At 70.3% G+C, this 23,444-nt stretch carries 20 protein-coding genes; 6 read left to right on the top strand and 14 right to left on the bottom strand.

Translation table 11 applies throughout. The features are described from left to right. Window positions 1–61: 61 nt before the first annotated feature. The 8 genes from M1203_RS14620 to M1203_RS14585 all read right to left on the bottom strand — a co-directional run bounded on the left by M1203_RS14620 (window position 62) and on the right by M1203_RS14585 (window position 9,447). Window positions 62–1,006 (bottom strand): PfkB family carbohydrate kinase, encoded by a 945-nt coding sequence (locus tag M1203_RS14620; RefSeq protein ID WP_249950110.1) that lies wholly within the window; start codon window positions 1,004–1,006, stop codon window positions 62–64. After that, window positions 1,003–1,992 (bottom strand): zinc-dependent alcohol dehydrogenase family protein, encoded by a 990-nt coding sequence (locus tag M1203_RS14615; protein WP_249950109.1) that lies wholly within the window; start codon window positions 1,990–1,992, stop codon window positions 1,003–1,005. Before M1203_RS14615 ends, M1203_RS14620 begins: the two co-directional genes overlap by 4 nt. Then, complete coding sequence (locus tag M1203_RS14610) at window positions 1,992–2,891, bottom strand: carbohydrate ABC transporter permease (RefSeq protein ID WP_249950108.1); 900 nt, start codon at window positions 2,889–2,891, stop codon at window positions 1,992–1,994. The genes M1203_RS14615 and M1203_RS14610 overlap by 1 nt, the downstream gene beginning before the upstream one ends. Continuing rightward, complete coding sequence (locus tag M1203_RS14605; protein WP_249950107.1) at window positions 2,888–3,871, bottom strand: carbohydrate ABC transporter permease; 984 nt, start codon at window positions 3,869–3,871, stop codon at window positions 2,888–2,890. The genes M1203_RS14610 and M1203_RS14605 overlap by 4 nt, the downstream gene beginning before the upstream one ends. Beyond that, window positions 3,868–5,232: a sugar ABC transporter substrate-binding protein gene (locus M1203_RS14600; protein ID WP_249950106.1), complete on the bottom strand. Its 1,365-nt coding sequence runs from the start codon at window positions 5,230–5,232 to the stop codon at window positions 3,868–3,870. Before M1203_RS14600 ends, M1203_RS14605 begins: the two co-directional genes overlap by 4 nt. Window positions 5,233–5,346: 114 nt before the next feature. Then, complete coding sequence (locus M1203_RS14595) at window positions 5,347–6,108, bottom strand: DeoR/GlpR family DNA-binding transcription regulator (protein ID WP_249950105.1); 762 nt, start codon at window positions 6,106–6,108, stop codon at window positions 5,347–5,349. A gap of 342 nt (window positions 6,109–6,450) precedes the next feature. After that, window positions 6,451–8,220, bottom strand: coding sequence for a discoidin domain-containing protein (locus M1203_RS14590; protein ID WP_249950104.1), 1,770 nt, complete (start codon window positions 8,218–8,220; stop codon window positions 6,451–6,453). A gap of 105 nt (window positions 8,221–8,325) precedes the next feature. Beyond that, on the bottom strand, window positions 8,326–9,447 hold the full coding sequence (locus tag M1203_RS14585) for a DUF1996 domain-containing protein (RefSeq protein ID WP_249950103.1): 1,122 nt from the start codon (window positions 9,445–9,447) through the stop codon (window positions 8,326–8,328). 284 nt (window positions 9,448–9,731) lie between these two features. Between M1203_RS14585 and gndA the strand changes: the two genes are divergently transcribed. Beyond that, entirely contained in the window at window positions 9,732–11,174 is a 1,443-nt protein-coding gene (gndA, locus tag M1203_RS14580) for an NADP-dependent phosphogluconate dehydrogenase (protein WP_249950102.1), read from the top strand. Window positions 11,175–11,537: 363 nt separating this feature from the next. On the opposite strand, the gene M1203_RS14575 is transcribed toward gndA, so the two are convergent. After that, window positions 11,538–12,167 carry an aspartate/glutamate racemase family protein gene (locus tag M1203_RS14575; protein WP_249950101.1) on the bottom strand — a complete coding sequence of 210 codons (630 nt, stop codon included), beginning with the start codon at window positions 12,165–12,167 and terminating at the stop codon, window positions 11,538–11,540. Window positions 12,168–12,347: 180 nt separating this feature from the next. Further along, window positions 12,348–12,881 carry a DoxX family protein gene (locus M1203_RS14570; RefSeq protein ID WP_249950100.1) on the bottom strand — a complete coding sequence of 178 codons (534 nt, stop codon included), beginning with the start codon at window positions 12,879–12,881 and terminating at the stop codon, window positions 12,348–12,350. A gap of 205 nt (window positions 12,882–13,086) precedes the next feature. Between M1203_RS14570 and M1203_RS14565 the strand changes: the two genes are divergently transcribed. Next, window positions 13,087–14,097 (top strand): SPFH domain-containing protein, encoded by a 1,011-nt coding sequence (locus M1203_RS14565; protein ID WP_249950099.1) that lies wholly within the window; start codon window positions 13,087–13,089, stop codon window positions 14,095–14,097. After that, on the top strand, window positions 14,094–14,993 hold the full coding sequence (locus M1203_RS14560) for a hypothetical protein (RefSeq protein ID WP_249950098.1): 900 nt from the start codon (window positions 14,094–14,096) through the stop codon (window positions 14,991–14,993). The genes M1203_RS14565 and M1203_RS14560 overlap by 4 nt, the downstream gene beginning before the upstream one ends. Before the next feature lie 189 nt (window positions 14,994–15,182). Here M1203_RS14560 and M1203_RS14555 read toward each other — a convergent pair whose 3' ends face one another. Beyond that, the gene (locus M1203_RS14555; protein WP_249950097.1) at window positions 15,183–16,454 is read right to left on the bottom strand and encodes an SGNH/GDSL hydrolase family protein; all 1,272 of its coding nucleotides are present in this window, start codon (window positions 16,452–16,454) and stop codon (window positions 15,183–15,185) included. A 191-nt stretch (window positions 16,455–16,645) separates the two neighbouring features. Here M1203_RS14555 and M1203_RS14550 point away from each other — a divergent pair, with 191 nt between their 5' ends. Next, a complete protein-coding gene (locus M1203_RS14550; protein WP_249950096.1) occupies window positions 16,646–17,281 on the top strand; it encodes an endonuclease in 636 nt (211 codons plus the stop codon). Between the two features lie 75 nt (window positions 17,282–17,356). Here M1203_RS14550 and M1203_RS14545 read toward each other — a convergent pair whose 3' ends face one another. From M1203_RS14545 to M1203_RS14535, 3 genes are all read right to left on the bottom strand, one after another. Beyond that, window positions 17,357–17,554, bottom strand: a complete 198-nt coding sequence (locus M1203_RS14545) for an antitoxin (RefSeq protein WP_249950095.1) — start codon at window positions 17,552–17,554, stop codon at window positions 17,357–17,359. A 105-nt stretch (window positions 17,555–17,659) separates the two neighbouring features. After that, window positions 17,660–19,117: a glycoside hydrolase family 76 protein gene (locus tag M1203_RS14540; RefSeq protein ID WP_249950505.1), complete on the bottom strand. Its 1,458-nt coding sequence runs from the start codon at window positions 19,115–19,117 to the stop codon at window positions 17,660–17,662. A gap of 171 nt (window positions 19,118–19,288) precedes the next feature. Continuing rightward, a complete protein-coding gene (locus tag M1203_RS14535) occupies window positions 19,289–21,673 on the bottom strand; it encodes an MMPL family transporter (protein WP_249950094.1) in 2,385 nt (794 codons plus the stop codon). Between the two features lie 347 nt (window positions 21,674–22,020). Between M1203_RS14535 and M1203_RS14530 the strand changes: the two genes are divergently transcribed. After that, window positions 22,021–22,539 carry a lytic polysaccharide monooxygenase auxiliary activity family 9 protein gene (locus tag M1203_RS14530; RefSeq protein WP_249950093.1) on the top strand — a complete coding sequence of 173 codons (519 nt, stop codon included), beginning with the start codon at window positions 22,021–22,023 and terminating at the stop codon, window positions 22,537–22,539. A gap of 155 nt (window positions 22,540–22,694) precedes the next feature. Next, window positions 22,695–23,432 (top strand): chitinase, encoded by a 738-nt coding sequence (locus M1203_RS14525; protein WP_249950092.1) that lies wholly within the window; start codon window positions 22,695–22,697, stop codon window positions 23,430–23,432. The last annotated feature ends 12 nt before the right edge of the window (window positions 23,433–23,444 follow it).

Genomic DNA, 23,444 nt, shown 5'->3' with positions numbered 1-23,444 from the left:
GCGCCACCACCCCGTCGGTGAGGGGTGGTGGCGCCGGCCGCCGGAGGGGCCTGCCCGGAGGTCAGCCGGGATCGCCGTCGGGCAGCGAGGGTTGCGTACCGGTCTGGGCGACCACCGAGGCCGCCACCCGGGAGGCGAGGACGAGCATCTCCTCCAGCCGGTCGCGCGACAGCCCGGCCACCCCGCCCTCGCGATGCGGGCCGTTGGCGCTCAGCCAGGTGAGCACGGCCGCCATGAAGGCGTCGCCCGCGCCGATGGTGTTGACCACCTCGACGGGCACCGCGGGCACGGAGACCGGTTCCGCGGCGCCCGCGTAGGCCGTGCTGCCCTTGGCGCCGCGGGTGAGGATCACGAGGCGGCCCTCCCCCGCCAGCCGCCGGCAGGTCTCGTCCGGATCGGCGTCCGGCCACAGGCGCGTGACATCCTCGTCGCTCGCCTTGACGACCTGCGCCAGCTCGCACAGCTCACGCAGCCGGCGGGCGCTCAGCTCCGGATCGATGGTCCGGTCCTCGCGCACATTGGGGTCCACCACCAGCAGGGACCGTTCGGCGCCCGCGCGCGCGGTGGCCGCGACCGCCCCGGCCGCCGGTTCGACGACCGCCGCGACCCCACCCACGTAGACCGCGGCGAACCGGTCCACCACCGCGGAGTGGTCGGGCAGCCGGAAGGTCGCGGTGTCCTGGAGATGGAAGTGGTAACTGGTGCCGTCCGGGCCCGGGTCGGCGACCGCGAGCGTCGTGGGCAGCTCCGAGCGCGCGCACAGGCCCAGTTCCGTACCGGCCGAGACCAGCCGCTGTTCGATCATCCGGGCGAAGCCGTCGCCGCCGAGCGCCCCGGCGAACCAGCTGGGCGTGGCCAGCCGGGCCAGCCCCGCCGCGACATTCGCGGGCGCGCCACCGGGCTGGGCCCGGTAGAGCTCCGGCTCGTGCGGCACCGGTACGAGGTCGATCAGCGCCTCTCCCATCACGAGGACGGCACCGGAGGCGACCTCATGTCCCTCGTTCACGGCTGGACCACGATCTTGCGGCCCTGGCCCGCCTTGAACCGCTCGATCGCCTGCGGGTACTGCTCCAGCGGCAGCCGGTCGCTGATGAAGACCGCCGGGTCGAGAACGCCGGTGGCGAAGAGCGCGGCGGCCCTCTCGTAGCTGTGCAGCACCGCCATGGAGCCGGTGATCGTGATCTCCTGGTTGTAGATGCGGTACGGCTCGATGACCGCGGTCGTCGCGTAGTCGGCGACGCCGAACTGGAGGAACGTACCGCCCTTGGCGACCCGGCCGAGGCCGTCCTGGATCGCGCCCGCGTTGCCGGTGGCGTCGATCACGACATCCCAGCCGCCGCGCCGGTCGAACTCCTCCGCCGAGGCGCCGGTGCGCGAGCAGCCGAGCGTGTTGGCCGTCGCCAGCCGCTCCGGATTGATGTCCAGGACGTCGACGCCCGCGGCGCCGGTGCGCTTGGCCAGCTCCAGCATCATCAGTCCCATGGTGCCGGAACCGTAGATCAGTACATCCGCGCCGAGGGTGGAGCGGAGCACGTCGTACCCGCGGACCGCGCAGGACAGCGGCTCGATCAGCGCCGCGTCCTTCACATCGATGTGATCGGGCAGCTTGACGCAGTTGGCGACCGGCGCGACGGCGAACTCGGCCGCGCCACCGGGCTTGCTGACACCGATCGCGTTCCACCGGTCGCACAGATTGCCCCGGCCGGATCGGCAGTACCGGCATTCGTTGCAGTAAAGCGACGGGTCGACAGCGACCTTGTCGCCCACGGACAGTTCGGTGACCTCGGAGCCGATCTCCACGATCTCCCCGGCGAACTCATGGCCGGGCACGATGGGCAGGGTGGGCGCGAACTCACCCTGGAGAATATGCAGATCGGTACCGCAGATCCCGCACGCCGCGACGGCGACAACCACATCCCGGGGGCCGGGGGTGGGGTCGGGAACCGTCGTGACGGAGACCTTGCCGACGGCTTCGACGATCGCTGCCCTCATTACTTAACAGCTCCAAGAGAAAGGCCCTGGACCAACTTGTCCTGGGCGGCGAACCCCGCGGCGAGAACCGGCAGGGACACAACGACGGACGCGGCGCACAGCTGGGCGAGGAAGAGCCCCTGGCTGGTCACGAAGCCCGTCAGGAATACGGGGGCGGTCTGCGCCGTCACACCGGTGAGCACCCTGGCGAAGAGCAGCTCGTTCCAGCTGAAGATGAAGCAGATCAGTGAGGTGGCCGCGATACCCGGCGCGGCCACCGGCGCCACCACCCGCATCAGCACGGTGGGCAGCCGGGCGCCGTCCACCTGCGCGGCCTCGATGATGGAGACCGGCACATCCGCGAGGAAGGACTGCATCATCCATACCGCGATCGGCAGGTTCATCGAGGTGTAGAGGATGACGAGCAGCCAGATGTTGTCCAGCATCCCGACGTTCTTGGCGAAGAGATACACCGGCAGCAGCCCGGCGACGACCGGCAGCATCTTCGTGGAGAGGAAGAAGAACATGACGTCCGTCCACTTCTCCACCCGCTTGATGGAGAGCGCGTACGCCGCCGGAAGCGCCAGCACCAGCACGAACAGCGTGGAGAACAGCGACGCCGTCAGGGAGTTGATCAGCGGCGGCCAGGGGCTGGCGCCGCCTCCCTCGCCGAAGAACACCCGGTAGCTGTCGAGGGTGAGGGGCGCGCCGATGGACGGCGGGTTGGTCGCCGCGTCCGCCTCCGAGTGGAAGGAGGTCAGCAGCATCCACAGGGCCGGCAGACAGAAGACGATGCCGACGATCCAGGCCAGCAGCCCGAGCCCGGCGGAGCGCCGCCTGGCCCGCCGGGCGGCGGGGGCGTACTTGTCGATGCGGGGGCGGGACGCCGTGGCGGTGTTCGGTACGGAGAGTGTGCTCATGCCCGGTTCGCCTCCTCACTGAAGAGGGACGAGACGACACGCAGGGCGAAGGTCGCGATCACGATGGTGCCGATCACGACGACGACTCCGGCGGCCGAGGCCAGTCCGTACTCGTGAGCCTGGTAGAAGGTCTGGTAGATGGTGTACGGGAGGTTCGCGGTGCCGAGTCCGCCCGAGGTGAGCGTGAAGACCGCGTCGAAGTTCTGCACGATGTAGATCGACCCGAGCAGGACGCCCAGCTCCAGATAGCGGCGCAGATGCGGCACCGTCAGGAAGCGGAACATCTGCCAGCCGGTCGCGCCGTCCAGCTTCGCGGCCTCCATGATCTCGGCGGGCCTGCTCTGGAGTCCGGCGAGCAGGATGAGCATCATGAACGGCGTCCACTGCCAGATCAGGGATGCCTCGACCGCCAGCAGCGGCATGTCGGAGATCCAGTCCGGCTGGGCGGGGTCGGTGACCCCGAAGAGTCCGGTGAACCACGCCCAACCGCCGTTGAGCAGACCGTACTCGGGGTTGTAGAGGACGTGCTTCCACAGCAGCGCGGCCGAGACGGGGACCAGCAGGAACGGCGTGATGAGCAGCGTACGGACGAAGCCGCGCCCGATGAACTTACGGTCGAGCAGCAGGGCGAGCAGCAGTCCGAGGACCACGCTGACGATCACCACGGTCGCGGTGAGCAGCACGGTGGTGAAGACCGAGTCGCGCAGACTCGCGTCGGTGAAGACGGAACCGTAGTTGGAGAGCCCCGCGAAGGCGCGGTCGTCGGGGGCGAGCGAGTTCCAGTCGAAGAGCGAGATCACCAGCGTCGCCACGAACGGCAGCTGGGTGACCGCGATCAGGAAGATCAGGGCGGGCAGCAGCGGGGCCCGGGTGGCCCAGGCGCGGGCCCGGCCCGGGGCTCCCCGGCCGGCGCGCCGGGGCGCCGAGGGGCGCCCCGGGCCGGCCGGGGAGAGTGGGGGGGTGCTGACGGAGGTACTCACTTCTGGTCCTTGCCTACCTTCTCGGCGAGCGCCTGCGAGTTCTTGAGCGCCTCGGCGACCGTCTTCTTGCCGGCGATGGCCGCGCTGATCTCCTGCGAGACCTTGGTGCCGAGGTCCGTGAACTCGGGGATGTCGACGAACTGGATGCCGACCGTGGGACGCGGCTGGGTGCCCGGGTCACGCGGGTTGGCGTTGGCGATGGCCTGCTTGGTGACATCGGCGAAGGCCGCCGCGTCCTTCAGATAGTCCGGGTTGGTGTACGTGGAGGCGCGCTTGCCGGCGGGCACATTGGACCAGCCGATCTTCTCGCCGACGAGGTTCTCGTACTCCTTGCTGGACGCCCAGGAGATGAACTTCCACGCGTTCTCGGTCTTCGTGGACGCCTTCTGCATGCCCCAGGCCCAGGTGTAGAGCCAGCCGGAGCTCTCCGTCTTGTCCACCGGGGCGGGTACGTAGCCGATCTTGCCCTTGACCGGGGATCCCTTGGCCTCCAGCGAGCCGGCTCCGGCGGTGGCGTCGTACCACATGGCGGACTTGCCCTGCGTCATGTTGTTCAGGCACTCGGCGTAGCCGGCCTGGGGCGCGCCCGCCTCACCGTGCTTGCGCACCAGGTCGACATAGAACTGGGTGGCCTTGGTGAACTCCGGGGAGGTGAGCTGCGCCTCCCAGTCCTTGGTGAACCATGTGCCGCCCATGGTGTTGACGACGGTGGTGAGCGGCGCGATGACCTCGCCCCAGCCGGGCAGCCCGCGCAGACAGATGCCCTTCATGCCCTCCTCCGCGCCGTCCGCCTTGGCGGCGAGGTCGGCGACCTGCTGCCAGGTGGGCTTCGCGGGCATCGTCAGCTTCTTCGCCTCGAAGACGTCCTTGCGGTACATCAGGAAGGACGACTCGCCGTAGAAGGGCTGGCCGTAGAGCTTGCCGTCCTCCGCGGTGAGGGATTCCTGGAGGGGCTTGAGGATGTCGCCCTGGTCGAAGGCCTTGTCCTTGGCGGTGTACTCGTCGAGCGAGTGCAGCCAGCCGTTCTTCGCGAAGAAGGGCACCTCGAAATTGCTGATGGTGGCGACGTCGTACTGGCCGGCCTGGTTGGAGAAGTCCTGGGTGATCTTGTCGCGGACGTCGTTCTCCGGGAGCACCGTGAAGTTGACCTTGATGCCGGTGTCCTTGGTGAAGTTGTCCGCGGTCAGCTTCTGCAACTCGACCATCTGCGGGTTGTTCACCATGAGCACGTTGATGGTGTCGCCACCACCGCCGGACGAAGAGGCGCCGCCCGCGCCGCTGCACCCCGCGAGAAGGGCCACCAGGGCCGCGCTCGCACCCACACGCACGCGGAGGTCGCGTCGTCGTTGCTGGAGGGGCATGAGAATTCTCCTGATCATCGTTACGAGAGGGGTTTTCGGGACGGCTCTGCCCTGCCTCCGGACCGGGGAACGGACCGGGGGAAGAGGGCGAAATGGGGGGTAGCGCCCGCTGCTTCAGACGCGGATGACCTGCGGGCCCAGCAGTGAGTACCGCTGTGCCTCGGCCGACGGCAGACCGGCGTCCGTCACGATCGACTCGAAGTCGGCGACCTCCGCGAAGCGGCAGAAGCTGACGGCGCCGAACTTGGTGTGGATCCCGGCGAAGACCCGGCGGCGGGCGCTGCGCATGGCCTGGGCCTTCACCTCGCTGACGGCCGGATCGGGGGTGGTGAGGCCGTACTCGCGTGAGATGCCGTTCGCTCCGACGTACGCCAGGTCGATGACGAAGTCGGAGAGCATTCTGGTGGTCCAGTGATCGACCGTGGCCATGGTGGAGCCGCGCACCCGTCCGCCGAGCAGCAGCACGGCGATCTTCTCTGCCTCGGCGAGTGCGGTCGCCACGGCGAGGGAGGCGGTGACCACGGTCAGCTGCCGGTCGCGCGGCAGCGCCTCCGCGACGAGTTGGGGGGTGAAACCCTCGTCGATGAAGACCGTTTCCGCGTCTCCCAGGAGGTCGGCGGCGGCCGCCGCGATCCGTGACTTCTGGGGTACGAGCCGGGTGGTCCGTACCGCGAGAGTCGTCTCGAACCCGGCGCTCTCCACCGGGTAGGCACCGCCGTGGGTACGCCGTACCAGTCCATGACCTTCCAAGGCGTGCAGATCACGCCGGACGGTCTCCTTGGCGACCCGGAGCTTCGTGGCCAGTGCGCTGACTTCCACTGACCCGTCACGTCGGGCGATCTCAAGAATTTCTCGTCGTCGTTCGTCGGTGTCCACGGTGACACACTTCCCTGCTTTGCTGCGGCTCAGCACCCGTTCGGGCTCATGGATCGTTTGTACAAGCAAGGGACCCGCTGCGACCAGCTTCTTCGCAGCATCGACTGTGTCCGTTCATGCCCGTTTCGTCAAGAGCGTTTGCGCTGGTCATCACGGGTCGCAGGGGCGATGTTGCACGGATCACTGCCCGAATACGGCGTACCCCGTGCCCGATCGGCGCCCGGTGCGGTCCGTGATTTACCCGCGGGCGGCGCCCGTATACGCAAAATCGCCCGCTAAACATTCAGCGGCGGGCCACGGAGAATCCATGGCCCGCCGCACGGTTCCGTGCTACCCGTGATGTCAGCCGTACACCCCGAACTCGTAGAGCGAGTAGCCCCAAGCGGTGCCCCGTACCGTGGCGTTGACCCGCACATAGCGCGCGTCCCCGGCGACGTCATGGTCGTCGATGCCGCCATTGCCGTCGGTGACGGTCCTCAGCGTGGCCCAGTCCTGACCGTTGTCGGAGGTCTGGAGGGTGTAGCCCTTGCCGTACGCGGCCTCCCAGGCCAGCTGCACATGCCGGAACGTCGTCTTCCGGCCCAGGTCGACCTGGATCCACTGCGGGTCGCTCCAGTCGCTGGCCCAGCGGGTGTCGAACGAGCCGTCGACGGCGTTGCCCGCGGGGCAGGGGCAGCCGGTGCCGCTCGGCTGGGACGAGGAGGCCGTGGCCGGCTTGCCCCGGGCGAGATTGGTCCCGTCGACCGGCGGCGGCACCACCTTGAAGGACTTCGTCTCGATGCCGACATTGCCCTTGCCGTCGGACGCCTTGACATAGACCTTCCACACTCCGAGCCGCTCGGGCGCGGTGACCCGGAAGGTGCCATTGCCCGTATCGGTGAATCGGACGTCCGTCAACTGCCCCGAGTTGTCGAGGTACTTGCTGCCCAGGAGCAGTTGGTAGGAGAGCGGATCGCCATTCGGATCCGAGACCGATGTCCGTACGGTGAACTCCCGCCCGGCCGGGACCGAGGCGGCGCCGTCGACTGACATCGAGGAGATCACCGGCGGAGTGTTGTCGGCGGAGGTGTTGCCGCCGTAGGCCCGCTTCACGGCGTAGTACGAGAGCCGCTTCTGGCCCGCGGGAAGCAGATTGAACCAGACGCCGCCGAAGTCGTACTCGGTGCCGTAGTGGAAGAGCGTCGCACCGAGCGCCACGCCCGGGTGGCCGGTGATACAGCCCCACGCCTTCGTGTAGCCGCTCGCCTTGGCGGTGTCGGCGGGCTCGTCGGGCACACCGTTGGCGTCGTCGGGCACCTCCCACTCGCCCGCGGGACCGCCCTCGGTGACGATATAGGGCTTGGTGTAGCCGCCGTCCTCCCAGGTCTTGCGGATATTGCAGACATCGCCGTAGGAGTTCACCGCGTACAGATCGAGGTCCGGCGCGTTGCGCTTGTAGTACGGCCAGGCCCCGGTCCACGCGTCCGTCGAGGTCACCGGGTGATTGAGGTCGACCGCGTGGATCTTCTTCGTGATCTCGTTGACGAAGGTGGTGTACGCGTCGCGCTGCTGCTCCAGCGCGGCGCCGCTGTAGCAGTTCTGCAGCCCGAGGACGGACTCGTTGCCCACGTTCCACATCAGGACGCCGGGGTGGTCCTTGTAGGTCTCCACCCATCTGGGGAACTCCGCGAGCATGTTGTTCTTGTAGGTGGTGTCGGTCAGATAGTTGACACAGCCTCCGCTGCCGGGACCGCCGCCCGGCTGGAGCCAGAAGCCGGCGATGACCTTGACTCCATTGGCCGCCGCCGCGTCGAACAGCGGTTTGCTGGTGGCGTCGGTGCCCCAGGTGCGTACGGTGTTGGCGCCCATCGACTTCACGTCGGGCATGTACCGCGCGGCGTCCGCCGTCGCGGGACCCCACGTCAGGCCCTTGACCTGGTAGGGCGCCCCATCGACGGTCAGCTGCCAGGAGCCCTGCGATCCGGTGACCTTGACGACGCTGCCCGCGGCCTGCGCGGCGGGCGCCGGGAGGGCCACCGCGCAGGCGGCGAGGAGCGCGGCGACGGCGACCGGGGCAAGGCGGCGGGCCCGGCCGGCCGGCCTGTGGACCGGGTGTACGGCGGGTGGGTGCATGAGGTGGTGCCTCCTCGGGGAGTGGGGGGCGCGTGGTAGGGGCACGAGCACGGGAGAGCGCTCTCCTCGATGGGTGTCCGGCACCCGTCGAGGAGAGCGCACCGGTCAGGGCAGTTCGTAGTCCGCGTTGAGCGCGGCCCCCGCCTCCGGGTGGGTCTGGTCGTAGCCGCGGGCATCACACTGGAGTCCGCCCACGACACAGTGCCGGACCAGCGCGTTCAGCGTCGCGTCGTCCCACGCGTTGAAGAAGTCGTAGTGGAACGAGTGCCCCGTACCACTGGCCAGTCTGACCTGCGACATATCGCCGTTGACGGGCCAGGCCATCTTGAACTCGATCATCGGCAGAGCCACCGGATGCGAGGCCGGGCAGACGTCCTGGTTGGCGCCCTGCGCGACCGGATAGGCCATATGGCTCTGGTGGTTCGGGGTGTCCAGATACTTTCCGTCCCAGCAACTCGGCGCCTGGAAGCGGAGGTTGAGCTGAACGTCCTGGGCGGTCGGGCAGGACGCCGGGATCTCGGTGTTGTTGTACTGGTTCCCGCACTCCCAGCCCTCCACCCAGCCCGGGTGGTTGCGGAACTCGTCGTCCGACTGCATCGGGTTGCCGACGACATAGCGCAGCCCCTTGGGGAACGGCCGCACCGAGCGGTAGTCGGTGACGCCCGACTTGTAGTAGATGACCTGCGGACCGACCGGCGGGATCGCCACATCGCCCTTGAACAGGGTCGGCATCCAGTACGCGGACCTGTCGCCCGGCGCCTTGCACGCCGTGCCGCCGCCGCTCAGCGAGGCCGTGGTGCTGTAGGCGTCGGTCGTCCTGTTGCCCATGAACGTGTGGTCGTGCGACTTGCCTGGCTGACCGGGGAACACGATCGGGTCGTCCGGCCTGGTGTGGGTGACCGAGCAGTTCGCCTGGAACTCGTGGAAGTAGCGGTGCGGGGGGATCTCGGTGGACGGCACCACCCCGGTCACGGGCGGGTTCGCCGGTATGTAGCCGTCCCCGTCGGGGTCGTCGCCCGACGGTACGGGGACGGCGGGGGCCATCTTGTGCCCGGCGTGGGCGGCCGACGCCGCCTGCCCGGCCGCGGCCGGCCGGTCGGCCGCGCGCGGGGCGGTAGTGGCGTTCGCGGTGTCCGGAATCGCGGAGAACCCGAAGGCCACCAGAGCCAGTGCGGTGGCGACGAGTAACGCGGACATCAGGGCGGTGGTGCGGAATCTCTCGGCCATGCGGACCTCCATGCCGCTTGGAATCACTGCGGGAGAGCGCTCTCCAAGGCCGTGTCAGTGTTACGCCGTCGCTGAGAGGGTGTCAATACTCTGTGAACGATCCCGGGCGCGGCCCTTGTTGCCGCTCACGCGCCGGACACGGCACGATGCGACAAGCCCGGAATGCGAAAGCTCCCGGGCGGCTTGACGATTGGTGAACGGCCGTGTTCGGCGGTGCGTATCCCTCCCCGGCGGGACGTACTGGCGAGGCACGGAACATCCGACGGATACCCAGGAGCGCACGCATGAGTGGTACTGCCCAGATCGGCGTCACGGGGCTCGCGGTGATGGGCCGCAACCTCGCCCGTAACTTCGCCCGCAACGGTTTCACCGTCGCCGTGCACAACCGCACCGCGTCGAAGACCCGCGCTCTGGTGGACGAGTTCGGTGACGAGGGCGCTTTCGTCGCCGCCGAGTCGGCGGCGGAGTTCGTCGCCGCGCTGGAGCGGCCGAGGCGTCTGGTCATCATGGTCAAGGCCGGCGAGCCGACGGACGCCGTGATCGAGGAGTTCGCCCCGCTGCTCGAGGAGGGCGACGTCATCATCGACGGCGGCAACGCCCACTTCGCGGACACCCGTCGCCGGGAGCGGGAGCTGCGCGAGCGCGGGATCCACTTCGTGGGTGTGGGCATCTCGGGCGGTGAGGAGGGGGCGCTGCACGGGCCGAGCATCATGCCGGGCGGATCCGCCGAGTCGTACGAGTCGCTCGGCCCGCTGCTGGAGCGGATCGCCGCGAAGGCCCCCGACGGAGCGCCGTGTGTGACCCATATCGGCCCCGACGGCGCGGGCCACTTCGTGAAGATGGTGCACAACGGCATCGAGTACGCCGATATGCAGCTGATCGCCGAGGCGTACCACCTGCTGCGGTCCGTGGCGGGCTACTCCCCCGCGAAGATCGCGGAGACCTTCCGGTCATGGAACACCGGCCGGCTCGACTCGTATCTGATCGAGATCACGGCGGAGGTGCTGGCCCATACGGATGAGGCGACCGGCAAGCCGTTCGTGGACATCGTGACCGACCAGGCCGAGCAGAAGGGCACCGGCCGCTGGACGGTACAGATCGCCCTCGATCTGGGGGTCCCGGTCTCCGGCATCGCCGAGGCGGTCTTCGCCCGTTCGCTGTCCGGCCACGCCGCGCTGCGCGAGGCGTCCAGGACGCTGCCGGGCCCGACGACCGCTCCGCTCGGCGAGGCCGACGCGGCGCGCTTCGCCGACCAGGTCGAGCAGGCGCTGTACGCGTCGAAGATCGTGTCGTACACACAGGGCTTCCACCAGATCCAGGCGGGCAGCGAGGAGTACGGCTGGGACATCGACCTCGGTTCGGTCGCCGCGATCTGGCGGGCGGGCTGCATCATCCGCGCCGCGTTCCTCGACCGGATCCGCGGGGCGTTCGACACGCGGCCCGACCTGCCGAGCCTGCTGTCCGACAAGCAGTTCGCGGAGGAGATCGGCGCGGCGCAGGACGACTGGCGCGCGGTGGTCGCCGCGGCCGTGCACCAGGGTGTGCCGACGCCGGGCTTCGCCGCGGCGCTCGCGTACTACGACGCGCTGCGCGCCGAGCGGCTGCCCGCCGCGCTCACGCAGGGGCAGCGCGACTTCTTCGGCGCGCACACCTACCGGCGCACGGACCGTGAGGGCTCGTTCCACACCCTCTGGGGCGGCGACCGCTCCGAGGTCTCGACGAGTTAGTGCCGGGAGGGGCACTGGTCCCTTACCGGGCCTCGCCCCGGGAGCCCAGTGGTCCCGGTGAGGGCTCCGGCTCCGGTACGGGGTCGGGGCCCGGCGGGTGCGGCACGGGTTGGGGTTCGGGGATGGGCACGGGGCTCGGCGGCGAGGGGATGGGCTCCGGCGCGGGGCCCGGCCCAGGCACCGGCCCCGGCGGGCCCGGCGGCGGGGTGGGCGCCGGCGGTACGGGATCGGGGAAAGAGCTGGCCATGCCGGACCTCCAGAAGCGCGGGAGTCGTGCGTTCCCAATGTCTCCCGGAGCGCGTGCCCACGCGCGCCGGATCCACGCGTAACCGCGCGCGTCCGCTCGCCGGGCCCGCGCGGGGGTCAGATGGCGACGGCGGCGGCAGCGGCGGCGTTGAGCCCGGGACGCGGGCTGGAGAACACCGGAATGTCACTCGTGGCCCGCTCGGCCGCGTCGGCCATCGACGCCTGGGCGAGCACGATCACATCGGCTTCGGTGACGGAGTCGACCGCGGCGGCCACCGCGTTCAGATAGCCGTCGCGGTCACCGGCCTCGAAGCGCTCCCACGCGCCTTCCACCAGTACGGTGCGCACCTCGATACGGCGCTCCCCCGCCTCCTGCCGGATCAGCGCCACCGTCGCTCCCAGGGTGCTGTCCAGCGCGGCGACCACCACGACCCGGTCGGCCGCGGCGGCGGCCACGGCCATGGGCCGGTCGACCCGCAGGACGGGCACGCCGAGGGCGGGGGCGGCCCGCTCCGCGACCTCGCCGATGGTCGAGCAGGTGCACAGCGCGGCGGTCGCTCCCTCGGCGACGGCGCCGGCGAGCGCCGATTCGACATCGGCGGCTACGGCGTCCGGGCCTTCGGCCCTGGCCCGGCTGAGCAGGGACTCGTCCACGAGATGACGCAGGACGAGTCCTGGATGGTCGGCGTCCCGCAGGGCGTCGAAGACCGGAACGTGAACCGGTGAGGTGTGCAGCAGCGCCAGCATGATCGCGATGCTAGACGGCCTTCGGCCCCGTGTCGCGCCGCGCGCTCACCGGCGCCGCGGGGACGAACACAGCGGCACGCCGGGCACCACGAGGGCCGCCGTACCGGCGTTCCGCTCATCTCGATCAGGTGAGCGCCAGGACGCGGCGGCTGCTCCGTGAGGGCAACGAAGGACAGGGGCTCATTCCTCGGCGTCGGCCCGCTGGTCGGCCGCCAGCGCCCTGGCGCGCTTCTCGATGATCGCGATCGCCGCCGCGGCGCTGACCGCGAACGCGACCGGGATCATCCAGGGCTGGTCGAGTCGGTGGCGGGTGGCCTGGTCGAGGGAGTAACGGCCCGCGCCCATCAGGCCGATGGAGGCCGCGGTCCAGCCGAGGAGGGCCGGGTATTCGAAGCCGCCCGACTGGGCGAAGAATCCATTGGGGACATGCACCGACATGGCTCCCGCCATGCCGCCCGCCGCCGCTGCCCCGGCCGCCGGTACGGCCAGGCCGAGTGCCAGCAGTACGCCGCCCCCCGCCTCGGCGAGTCCGGAGGCGATCGCGCTCGGTCTGCCCGGCCGGAAGCCCATCGCCTCGAAGCCCCGGGCGGTGGCGTCGATCCCGTCGCCGCCGAACCAGCCGAACAGCTTCTGGCTGCCGTGCGAGGCAAGCACCGCTCCGGTGCCGATCCGCAGGGCGAGCAGGCCGAGATCGCGTCGGCTGTGACAGGTCATGGCGGGCTCCGTGGGTGTGGGTATGGGTGTGGGTCGGGGCGGTGCGCGGGCGTACGACTCCACTCTCCGCGCCGTGGCATGTACGGGGGCGGCGTTGCTGGGCCGTACGGGTGGGACCGACTCCACCCCCACCCACTTTCGTCATCTTGACGATAAACAGTTGTCTCGATATCGTCTTGCTGACGAAAAAGAGGGGGTCCTTTCCATGGCCGACATCACGCGCCGTCTCGGATGGCGTCATCTGCGCTCCGCCCCGACCAGTCATGTACGCCACCACCGGCGCGGCCGGCTCGTCCACGACGGTCCCGGACTGAGCTTCTGGTTCCGGGCGTTGACCGCCGCGCTCTCCGAAGTACCGGTGGACGACCGCGAGTTGGCCATGACCTTTCACGCGCGTACCGCCGACTTCCAGGACGTCACCGTCCAGTCCACCGTGACCTACCGGATCAGCGAACCGGCCACCGCCGCCGCCCGGCTGGACTTCTCCATCGATCCGGACACCGGCGCCTGGCGCGGCGCTCCGCTGGAGCAGCTCGCCACCCTGCTCACCGAGACCGCGCAGCAGCACGCCCTCGATGTGCTGGCCCGCACCCCGCTGTCGGCGGCGCTGGCCGACGGCGTCGCGGCCGTACGGGAGCGGATCTCCGCGGGGCTCGCGGCGGAGCCCCGGCTGCCCGCGACCGGTATCGAGGTGGTGGCGGTACGGGTCGTCGCGATCCGGCCCGAGCCCGAGGTGGAGCGCGCGCTGCGCACCCCGGCGCGCGAGCAGATCCAGCAGGAGGCGGACCGGGCCACCTACGAGCGCCGGGCGGTGGCGGTGGAGCGCGAGCGGACCATCGCCGAGAACGAACTCGCCAGCCGGATCGAACTGGCCCGCAGAGAAGAGCGGTTGGTCGAGCAGCACGGCACCAACGCACGCCGTGAGGCCGAGGAGAGCGCGGCGGCCGATGCCGTACGCGCGGGGGCCGAGGCGGCGCGTACCGTACAGCTCGCGAAGGCCGAGGCCGAGGCCGTGCGGGAGACCGGGGAGGCGCGGGCCGGGGCGCAGTCCGCCTGGCTCAGGGTGCACGCGGAGACGGACGCCGCCACGCTGCACGCGCTGGCCGCGACCCGGCTCGCCGAGAATCTGCCGCACATCGAGAGCGTCACTCTCTCCCCCGACGTTCTCACCGGGCTGCTGGCCAGGCTGGGCCGGGCGGGCGAGGAGCGGGCATGAGCCTGGCGCCACGCGCCGTGCTGGTGTACCGCACCAGCGAGTACGAGGAGTTGCTCGCCCGGCACGGCACCCACGGCCAGGCCGCCTTCTTCCTCTCCTCGCGCGGCCGGTCGGTCGAGGAGGTGGCGGCCCGGCACCACCGGGCGCGGCGTGCGCTCGCCGAGGTGGCGGGCGCGATACCGCCGCGATGGCGGCAGGCCCGGGTGGAGCGGGCGGATCTGGACCGGTTCCTCTTCGCCCCGGAGGATGTGGTGGTCGTGGTGGGCCAGGACGGACTGGTCGCCAACGCGGCCAAGTATCTGTCGGGCCAGCCGGTGGTGGGGATCGACACGGACCCCGGCCGGGGTCTCGGTGTGCTGGTGCGCCACCGCGCGGCGGACGCGCCGGGACTGCTGCGTGCGGCGATCGACGGCGCCGGCACCGTCGATGAGCTGACCATGGTGGAGGCGGTCGCCGACGACACCCAACGGCTGCTCGCGCTCAATGAGATCTACCTCGGCCGGCCGGACCACCAGACCGCCCGCTACCGCCTCGGGCCGGACGACGAGAGCGCCCCCGCCGAGGCCCAGGCGTCGTCCGGGGTCCTGGTGGGTACGGGCACGGGCGCCACCGGCTGGCTGCGTTCGGTACGGCGGGAACGCGGCGGCGGGCTGCCTGTTCCGGGCCCCGCCGATCCCCAACTGGTCTGGTACGTAAGGGAGGCGTGGCCCTCCCCCACCACCGGCACCGCGCTGGTGGAAGGCGTGCTCGACCACGCGGAACGGCTGAGGCTCACCGTCGAGTCCGACCGGCTGGTGGCCTTCGGCGACGGTATGGAGAGTGACGCCCTGGAGCTGACGTGGGGTCAGACGATCCGGCTCGGCAGGTCAGCCACCGCGCTGCGGCTGCTCGGCTGAGCCGCCCCGCCGCCGGACAGGCCCTACCGGTCCCGGGCCGCCCCGCCGCCCAGCTACCGGCCCCCGGCCGCCCGGCCGCCCGGCTCCCGGCTCCCGGCTCCCGGCTCCCGGCTCCCGGCTCCCGGCTCCCGGCTCCCGAGGCAGCGGAGGCCGTACGCGCCTCCGCCCCCTCGGGGCCGACAGCCGTGACTATCGGCCGCAGCGCAGCCCGCGCACATCGACGGTGTCACTCATGACCTTCATCCCCGCGTCGTTCGGGTGCAGATGGTCCCCGCTGTCGTACGCGGGCAGGATCTTCGACGGCGCCGCCGGGTCCTTGACCGCGGCGTCGAAGTCCACCACCCCGTCGAACGCGCCGCTCTCCCGGATGAAGGTGTTGACCTCCTGGCGGACCGCTTCGCCGCCCGCGTTCCACTCCCGCCAGCCCTCGTACGGCATGACGGTCGCGCCCACCACACAGGCACCGGCCGCATGGGTCCTGGCGATGATCTCCCGGTATCCGGCGATGACTTGGGCGGCCGTGGGCGCCGGGGTCGCCTTGATGTCGTTGACGCCTTCGAGCAGGATCACCGTGCGCAGACCGCGCTGCGACAGCACATCCCGGTCGAGCCGCTTCAGCGCGCTCTCGCCCGCCCCGTCGGAGAGGACCTTGTTGCCCGAAATCCCTTCGTTGGCAACGCCCTTGAGGGAGGTACGGCGATCGCTCTGGAGCCGGCCGGCGAGGAAGTCCGGCCAGCGGCGGTTGGCGTCGGAGGTGGAGATGGCACCGTCCGTGATCGAGTCACCGAGCGCGACGACCGCCCCGGTGCCGCGCGGGGCGTCGACCACGACCGCGTCGAGGTAATAGCGGAAACCGGTCTGCTGGGTGAAGGGCGTGGCGGTGTCGTCGGCCGCGTGGTCACCACCGGGCGCGATGTAGGAGGTCTGGAGCCCCATCCGGTGTCCGGTGGCGGTTCCGGCCGCGTCCCGCACATACACGCTGATGGCCAGGTCGGACTGCGGACGTACGGTACCGGGCAGCGGGTCGCTGTATACGGAGCCGCCGGGCGGGACGGTGACCGAGGCGGCGCCGCCGAAGGACAGCGCGCGGTTGCTGCCGGGCACCACGGCCGCGCCCGAGGCCCGTACCCCGACGTAGGCGCGTCCGAAGGTCACCGGCTGCTCACCGAAGGCGTTCGACAGCCGGATCCGCAGCGCGCTGCCGCCCGCGCTGGTGTGGACGACGACCCGGTGGGTGCGCGCGGGCACGGCGGCGTCGAGCCGGTCGGCGCTCGCGGCCCAGGTGACGACGGGGGTGGTGGCGGCGGAAGCGGCGGCCGGGGCCGCGGCGGCAGCGGGAGGCGCGGCGGTGGGGACCGGCAGGGCGGAGGACGCGGTCGGGACCGCGAGGACCGAACAGAGAGCGAGAACGGCAACGGCGACCGTGCGCCGGACGCGTCGGGGTAACTCCGGTCTGTTCATTGCGGGGTGATCCCTCTCGTAGCGGAAGTCGTGCCCATGTCATTCATGACACGGATGGAAAGCGCTTCCGGTTCGATGCCCGAACGCGTGCGGCCGATACCTGACCGCGTCACAATGGAAACGGCCACTGAACGACGCCGTGCGGGTACGGACCGATCGCCACGGCGTCCGCCGGACGGAGGAGGTGCGTCGTGCCGACAGCCGTCACCACCCGCGAGGCCGTACGGGACCTGCTCGACACCCTTGGCCGGACGTACGCCGATGAGGCGGGTATCCATCTGCGCAACACCCCGCAGCCGCTCTACCAATTGCTGGTGCTCTCCTGTCTGCTGAGCGCGCGAATCCGCAGCGGGACCGCCGTCGCGGCCTCCCGCGCGCTCTCGGACGCCGGACTGCGCGACGCGCGCCATATGGCGGACGCCACCTGGCAGCAGCGCGTGGACGCGCTGGGCGAGGGAGGCTACCGCCGCTACGACGAGCGCACCTCGACCCAGCTCGGTGTGGGCGCCGAACTGCTGCTCAAGAAGTACGGAGGGGATCTGCGCCGGCTCCGCGAAGCCGCGGCGGGTGACATCACCACGCTGCGGTCGCTGCTCCGGGAGGTCCCGGGGCTCGGCCCCGTCGGTGTGGACATCTTCCTGCGCGAGGTCCAGGGGGTCTGGCCCGAGGTCGCCCCGTACCTGGACGCGAAGGCCCTCCAGGGAGCGCGCGGGCGCGGGCTGCCCGACGAGCCCGAGGCGCTGGCGCGGCTGGCCGGTGACACCGATCCGGCCCTCTTCGCGGCGGCGATGGTACGGGCGGCCCTGGAGCGGAGGAAGCGGGACTGAGCCGGGAATCGCGGTGACCGACGGTGCCCGGAACCGTCGGTCAGCCGTATGCCCCTTGACATGTCCCTTGACGCCTCAGCCCTGCGGCGGCCTGTCGTTCCTGGGCTGCTCCGCGCCGAGCTGCTCGTTGATCTTCTTCTGGGCGGTGTCGACCTGGTCGCTGTACTTGTTGCCCGTCTTCCGGTCGAACGCGTCGCCCGCCTTTTCCACCCCTTGGCGCACCTGGCTCTCATGGCCCTTCAAGAGGCTCTTCAGCTTGTCGAGCATCGACATGGTTCGGCTCCTCGCTCGGAACGGCGGTCACGTCCACCATCACCGCTGCCGGACGATCCCGCATCCGCAGCGGCGGGGGGCCGCTCGGTCCCCCGCCGCCACGCGTCATGGAGCGGCGTTGAGCAGGTCGAGGGCGCTGTGCTGGCGCGCGGCGTCCGCCTTGTCGAGCGGACCGCTCCAGCGCAGCCCGTACTGGTCGAGCGGATTGCGGTCCCGGGCGTACGCGCTGTCGGCCTGCTTCCTCAGATACGCCGTGTAGGGGTGGTCGGCGAGCGCGGCGTTGAGCTTGCCGAGCCCTCGTACATGCGCGCCCTTGAACGACGGTCCGTCGGCCCCGCAGTCCCCGCCCTCGCAGGGGTCACGCAGCACGCCGTCCGTGGTGTGCAGGGACGGGGTGGTGGTGGCCGCGTCGGCCAACTGGCGTGCGGTGGTGAGGAGTTGCCCGTCCTGGGTGGCACGGTGCAGCTCGGTGAGCGCGCCGAGCAGCACGCCCTGGTTGTACGACCAGACGGTGCCGTTGTTGTTGCGGCAGGTGCCCAGATCGATGCCGTCGTTCACCAGGCGCGAGCCGTTGACCATCCCGGTCCCCTGGAACCAGGACCAGCCGGCGCGGGCCCGGCCCAGATAGGCCGTGTCGCCCGGGATCCGGTTGTGGAGCGCCGCGTTGAGCTGGATGTAGAGGGAGTTGGCGATGGCGTTCTTGTAGGTCCTGGCCGTGCTCCACCACACACCGCCGCCGCAGGTGCCGTCCCAGTACGCGGCCATGTGGTCGGCGTCCGCGCGCGCGGTGTTCAGATAGCGGCCGTCGCCCGTCAGGTCGTACGCGGCGACCCAGGCCAGGCCCCACCAGCCGGTGTCGTCGATGTAGTCGTTGCGGAACTGACCGTCCGCCGCGCCCAGTTGGCGGTCGTAGGTCTCGGAGATGGCGTACCGGTAGCTGGGCATGCCGGTGACCCGGATGTTGTCGATGACCGCCGTGAGGGCGTTGGCGGAGTTCCACCAGCCGCTGGTGTCGAACAGACCGGTGCCGTTGTTGTAGAACTGCATCTGCGCGGTGGCCGCCGCTGTACGCCGGTCGTACGCGTTCCATGTGGTACGCGCCCACGGCGTGCACGCGATCTCCGTACGGTCGCCGGCCTTGCCGCAGGCGCGCAGGGCGCCGACGCCCCGGTTGTTCCAGTCGTCCACGTTGTACATCAGGGTGCGCCAGCCGCGCTGTCCGGTGGGCACGGTGGTGACACCGAGGCGGCTGCCGGAGCTCCAGGTGCGCCCGCCGTCGAAGGACCGGTCGAGCCAGACCTCGTCGCCCGGGTCGCCATTGCCGATCGAGGCCCAGCCCATCGCGTCACGGTCGTCGAAGTGCAGGGTGATGGCCCGCGAGAAGAGCGTGGCGGTGACGGGGGTGCGGTCCTCCGGCGCGAGCGCGGGGTCGCGGGCGTCGCAGTACGCGTTGCAGATGGTGGCGGCCACCGCGGCGGGTGCGGGGGCGGAAGCGGCGGTGGCCGCGGGGGCGGGGGCGGAAGCGGCCGCGGCGTGCGGCGTCACCGCCGCGAGCGTGCTCATCACCAGTGCGGTGACGGTCGGTGCCATCAGATGACGCATCCGGGCTGACAACGTTGTCCACATGGGCCACTCCGTGATCGGGCGACGCGGATGAAGGCGGACGAGTGCGTGAGAGTGAGCGCTACCGGACGGTACGACCATGACGCGGCCACGTCAACGTGCGCGACCGGCTCAGCGAGGCGGACCCTTGACCCCGGCCCCCGGCCGTCCGTCGGGCAGGCTCCGGGGGTACGGTGACGCCCCGTCGCCCTCCCTGTCCACCTGGGGCAGGATCCGGTCCAGCCACCGGGGCAGCCACCAGGCGCTGCTCCCGAGCAGTGTCATCACCGCGGGCACGAGCAGCAGGCGGACGATCGTGGCGTCGATGAGAACACTGACCGCCAGACCGAGGCCCAGCATCTTCACCACGATGTTGTCGCTCAGGATGAACGCGGCGAAGACGCTGACCATGATGAGCGCGGCGCAGCTGATCACCCGCGCCGTGATCTCCAGACCGAGCGCCACGCTTCCCTTGCTCTCGTGGGTACGCAGCCAGGCCTCCTGGACCCGCGCGAGCAGGAACACCTCGTAGTCCATGCTCAGTCCGAAGACGATGGCGAACATCATCATCGGCACATAGCTCTCGATCGGCACCGTCCCCGAGATGCCCAACGAGGGCCCGCCCCAGCCCCATTGGAAGACGGCGACCACCACTCCGTACGACGCGGCGATCGACAGCAGATTGAGCACGGCGGCCTTGAGAGCCACCGGCAGGCCCCGGAACACGATCAGGATGATGAGGAAGGCCAGGGCGACGACGACGCCGATGATGAGCGGCAGCCGGCCGGTGATGAGATCGAGGAAGTCCTCCATGGCGGCGCTCACACCTGTCACATACGTCTTCGCGCCGGTGCCCGACACGGCTCCCGGCAGGACGTCGTCCTTGAGATGGTGGAAGAGCTCGGTGCTCCCCGCCGACTGCGGAGAGCCACTGGGGATCGCCGTGGCGGTGAGCAACTGACCGTCGGGGGTGGGCTGGACGGGTGTGATGCTGGCCGCGTCCGGGACATCGGTGAGCGCCCGATCGAGCCGGGATGCCAGCGCGGGGCGGTCGGCCGCCGGCACCGCGCTCTGGTCGACGACGAGGATGAACGGCCCGTTGGCGCCCGGTCCGAAGCCGGCCGAGATCAGGTCGTAGGCGCGCCGGTCGGTGAAGCTGGTGGGGTCGGCGCCGTCGTCGATGTGTCCGAGACGGATGGAGAAGAGCGGGATCGCGAGCACGCCCACCGCCACGAGTCCGGCGAGCAGGAACCACCAGGGGTGGCGTTCCATCCGCTGCGCGTACCGGTGCCAGCCGTCGTGCGCCGCCCCGTCGGCCGGTTCCGGGCGCTCCGCGGGTTCCCCGCGCTTCACACTGTCCGGGGCCCGCGCGGGGTCACGTTCCGGGGCCGGGCCACGTTCCGGGCGTGGCGCCGGGTCGCGTTCCGCGACCGGCCGGCGGACCCAGTAGCGGTCGATACGGCGCCCGGCGAGTCCGAGCAGCGCGGGTACCAGCGTGATGGCACCGATGACGGCGGTGACGACCGTGACGGCGGCGGCGACGCCCAGCTTTCCGATGAAGCCGATCTGCGACACATACAGCCCGGCGAGCGCGACGATGACGGTGCAGCCCGAGACGATGACGGCACGGCCGCTGGTGGCGACCGCCCGGCCGGCCGCCGTCACCGGGTCGGCCCCGTCCAGGAGCCGCTGCCGGTGACGGGTGATCAGAAACAGCGCGTAATCGATCCCGACGCCCAGACCGATCATGGTGGCGAGGGTCGGCGAGACACTGGCGAAGGTGGTGGCCGCGGCGATCAGACCCAGACAGCTCACCCCGACGATGACCCCGACCAGCGCGGTGACCAGCGGAATCGCGGCGCCGATGATACTGCCGAAGCCGATCAGCAGGACGATCACCGCCACGGCGAATCCGATGGCCTCGCTGGTCAGATCGGTGGGCACGGGCCGGGCCAGTTCGCCGAGCAGGCCCCCGTACTCGACCTGCACACCGGCGGCGCGCAGCGGCTGGACCGCCGCGTCGACCCCGCGGAGATAGGAGCTGCCGAACGAGGTGGGGTTGGCGTCGAACTGGATGCCGATGTAGCCGGTTCTGCCGTCGGGTGTCAGCGCCCCGGTGGGCGGTGCGGAGGGCGTCGGGGGCAGCGGGCTCGTGACGGACAGTACGTGCGGGAGCGTCCGTAGCGAGCCGACCGCCTCGTCGATCTGGCTCCGTACGCCGGTCAGCGGCCCCCGCGCGTCGTACAGCACCACCTGGGCGCCGATGCCGGCCGCCCCCGGGAGATGCCGGCCGAGCACCCGCGCGCCCTCGTCCGACTGCGTACCGGGGAGCGAGAAGTTGTCGGAGTAGGTGCCGCCGAACGCGGCATTGAGTCCGTGCAGGCCGCCGAGTGCGATGAGCCAGACAACGATGACGGTGATGAAGTGCCGGGCGCACCACTCCCCCAGCCGCCGTAGCCGACCGGCTCTGTCCTGGCTTCCCGGGTCTTTCACTTCCGTACCGCTCCGCGAAGTCATGCGTCCCCCCAGAGGGCGTGAACATCAGTGAAACCCGGCAAATGCGGCCATTTTATACGCTCCGTCAGAAATCTAGCCGCTCAGGGCTTTTGCCCGGCGTGCCCCGCCCTCCGTCGCCTCAACTGACCATTCCCCGCAACCCTCTTGACGGGGGCACGTCGACCTGTATGGTCTAGGCCAAGTGGTCGAGACCTTTCCGGATGCAACGTCATTTCACCGCGTCCGCGAACAGAATCCACCGCCGCCCTTCGCGCCTCTTGGCCCCACACTCGAGAGGCCGACCCGCTGTTCCCGGATTCCCCCACGGATTCGGCGATCGCGGGAAGACCTGATGTGAAGGAGTACCCATGCACACGAAAAGGAAGCTGGCCGCCGTACTCGGCGCCGTCGTCGCTCCCGTTCTCGCCGTGAGCCTTCCCGCGAGTTCCGCGAGCGCCCACGGATATATCTCCACGCCGCCGAGCCGGCAGGCGCAGTGCGCCGCGGGAACCGTCAGCTGCGGTGACATCAAGTATGAGCCGCAGAGCGTGGAAGGGCCCAAGGGGCTCACCAGTTGCAGCGGCGGGAACTCCCGGTTCTCCGACCTCGACGACGACTCCAAGGGCTGGACCGTCACTCCCGTCGGCAGTTCCACGTCATTCCAGTGGAAGCTGACCGCGCGTCATTCCACCAGCACCTGGCAGTACTTCGCGAGCGGCCGGAAGATAGCCGAATTCAACGACAACGGCGCGCAGCCGGGCGCGACCGTGACCCATCAGGTGAACTTCGGCGGCCTGTCGGGCAAGCAGAAGGTCCTGGCGGTGTGGAACATCGCCGACACCTCGAACGCCTTCTACGCCTGCATCGATGTGAACGTCGGCGGCTGAGCGAAAGGCTCCCCCATGGGCCGGGTGAGCCCCTGACACCCCACTCGGGGCTCACCCGCGCCCGCCATCGCCGCCTCTTCCACCGCCACCACCCCCCACCACATACGCATGGGCCGCCACGCGTCCGGCGGCCGGAACCAGAGAGTGAGTCACTCATGCGTCAGCGCCTCATCGGGCTGGTCACCGCGACGGCCGCCGCCGCCGCGTTCTCCCTGCTCTCCCTCGCGCCCTCCTCGGTGGCGCGGCCGTCGTCCCCGTCACCGCGGGCGGCGGCCGATTTCGTCGTCAGCGAGGGCCAGTTCAACCAGATGTTCCCGAACCGGAACCCGTTCTACACGTACAGCGGTCTGACCGCCGCGCTCAGCGCCTATCCCGGTTTCGCCGGTACGGGCAGCGACACCGTACGCAAACAGGAAGCCGCGGCGTTCCTGGCCAATGTCAGCCACGAGACCGGTGGTCTGGTCCATATCGTGGAGCAGAACACCGCGAATTACCCGCACTATTGCGATGCGTCGCAGCCCTATGGCTGTCCCGCCGGAAACGACAAGTACTACGGGCGCGGGCCGATTCAGCTCAGCTGGAACTTCAACTACAAGAGCGCGGGCGACGCGCTCGGTATCGATCTGCTGAACAACCCGGATCTCGTGCAGAACGACTCGGCCGTGGCGTGGAAGACCGGTCTCTGGTACTGGAACACCCAGAGCGGGCCCGGAACCATGACACCGCACAACGCGATGGTGAATGGCGCCGGATTCGGCGAGACCATCCGCAGCATCAACGGCAGCATCGAATGCAATGGCGGAAACCCCGGCCAGGTGCAGAGCCGGATCAACAATTACACGAGCTTCACCCAGATCCTCGGGGTGGGGACCGGCGGCAATCTCAGTTGCTGACGCAGACACCGA

The sequence above is a fragment of the Streptomyces sp. 35G-GA-8 genome (assembly GCF_023534745.1).
In the GTDB taxonomy this organism is placed as follows: domain Bacteria; phylum Actinomycetota; class Actinomycetes; order Streptomycetales; family Streptomycetaceae; genus Streptomyces.
This window is presented reverse-complemented; position numbering and strand designations above follow the sequence as displayed.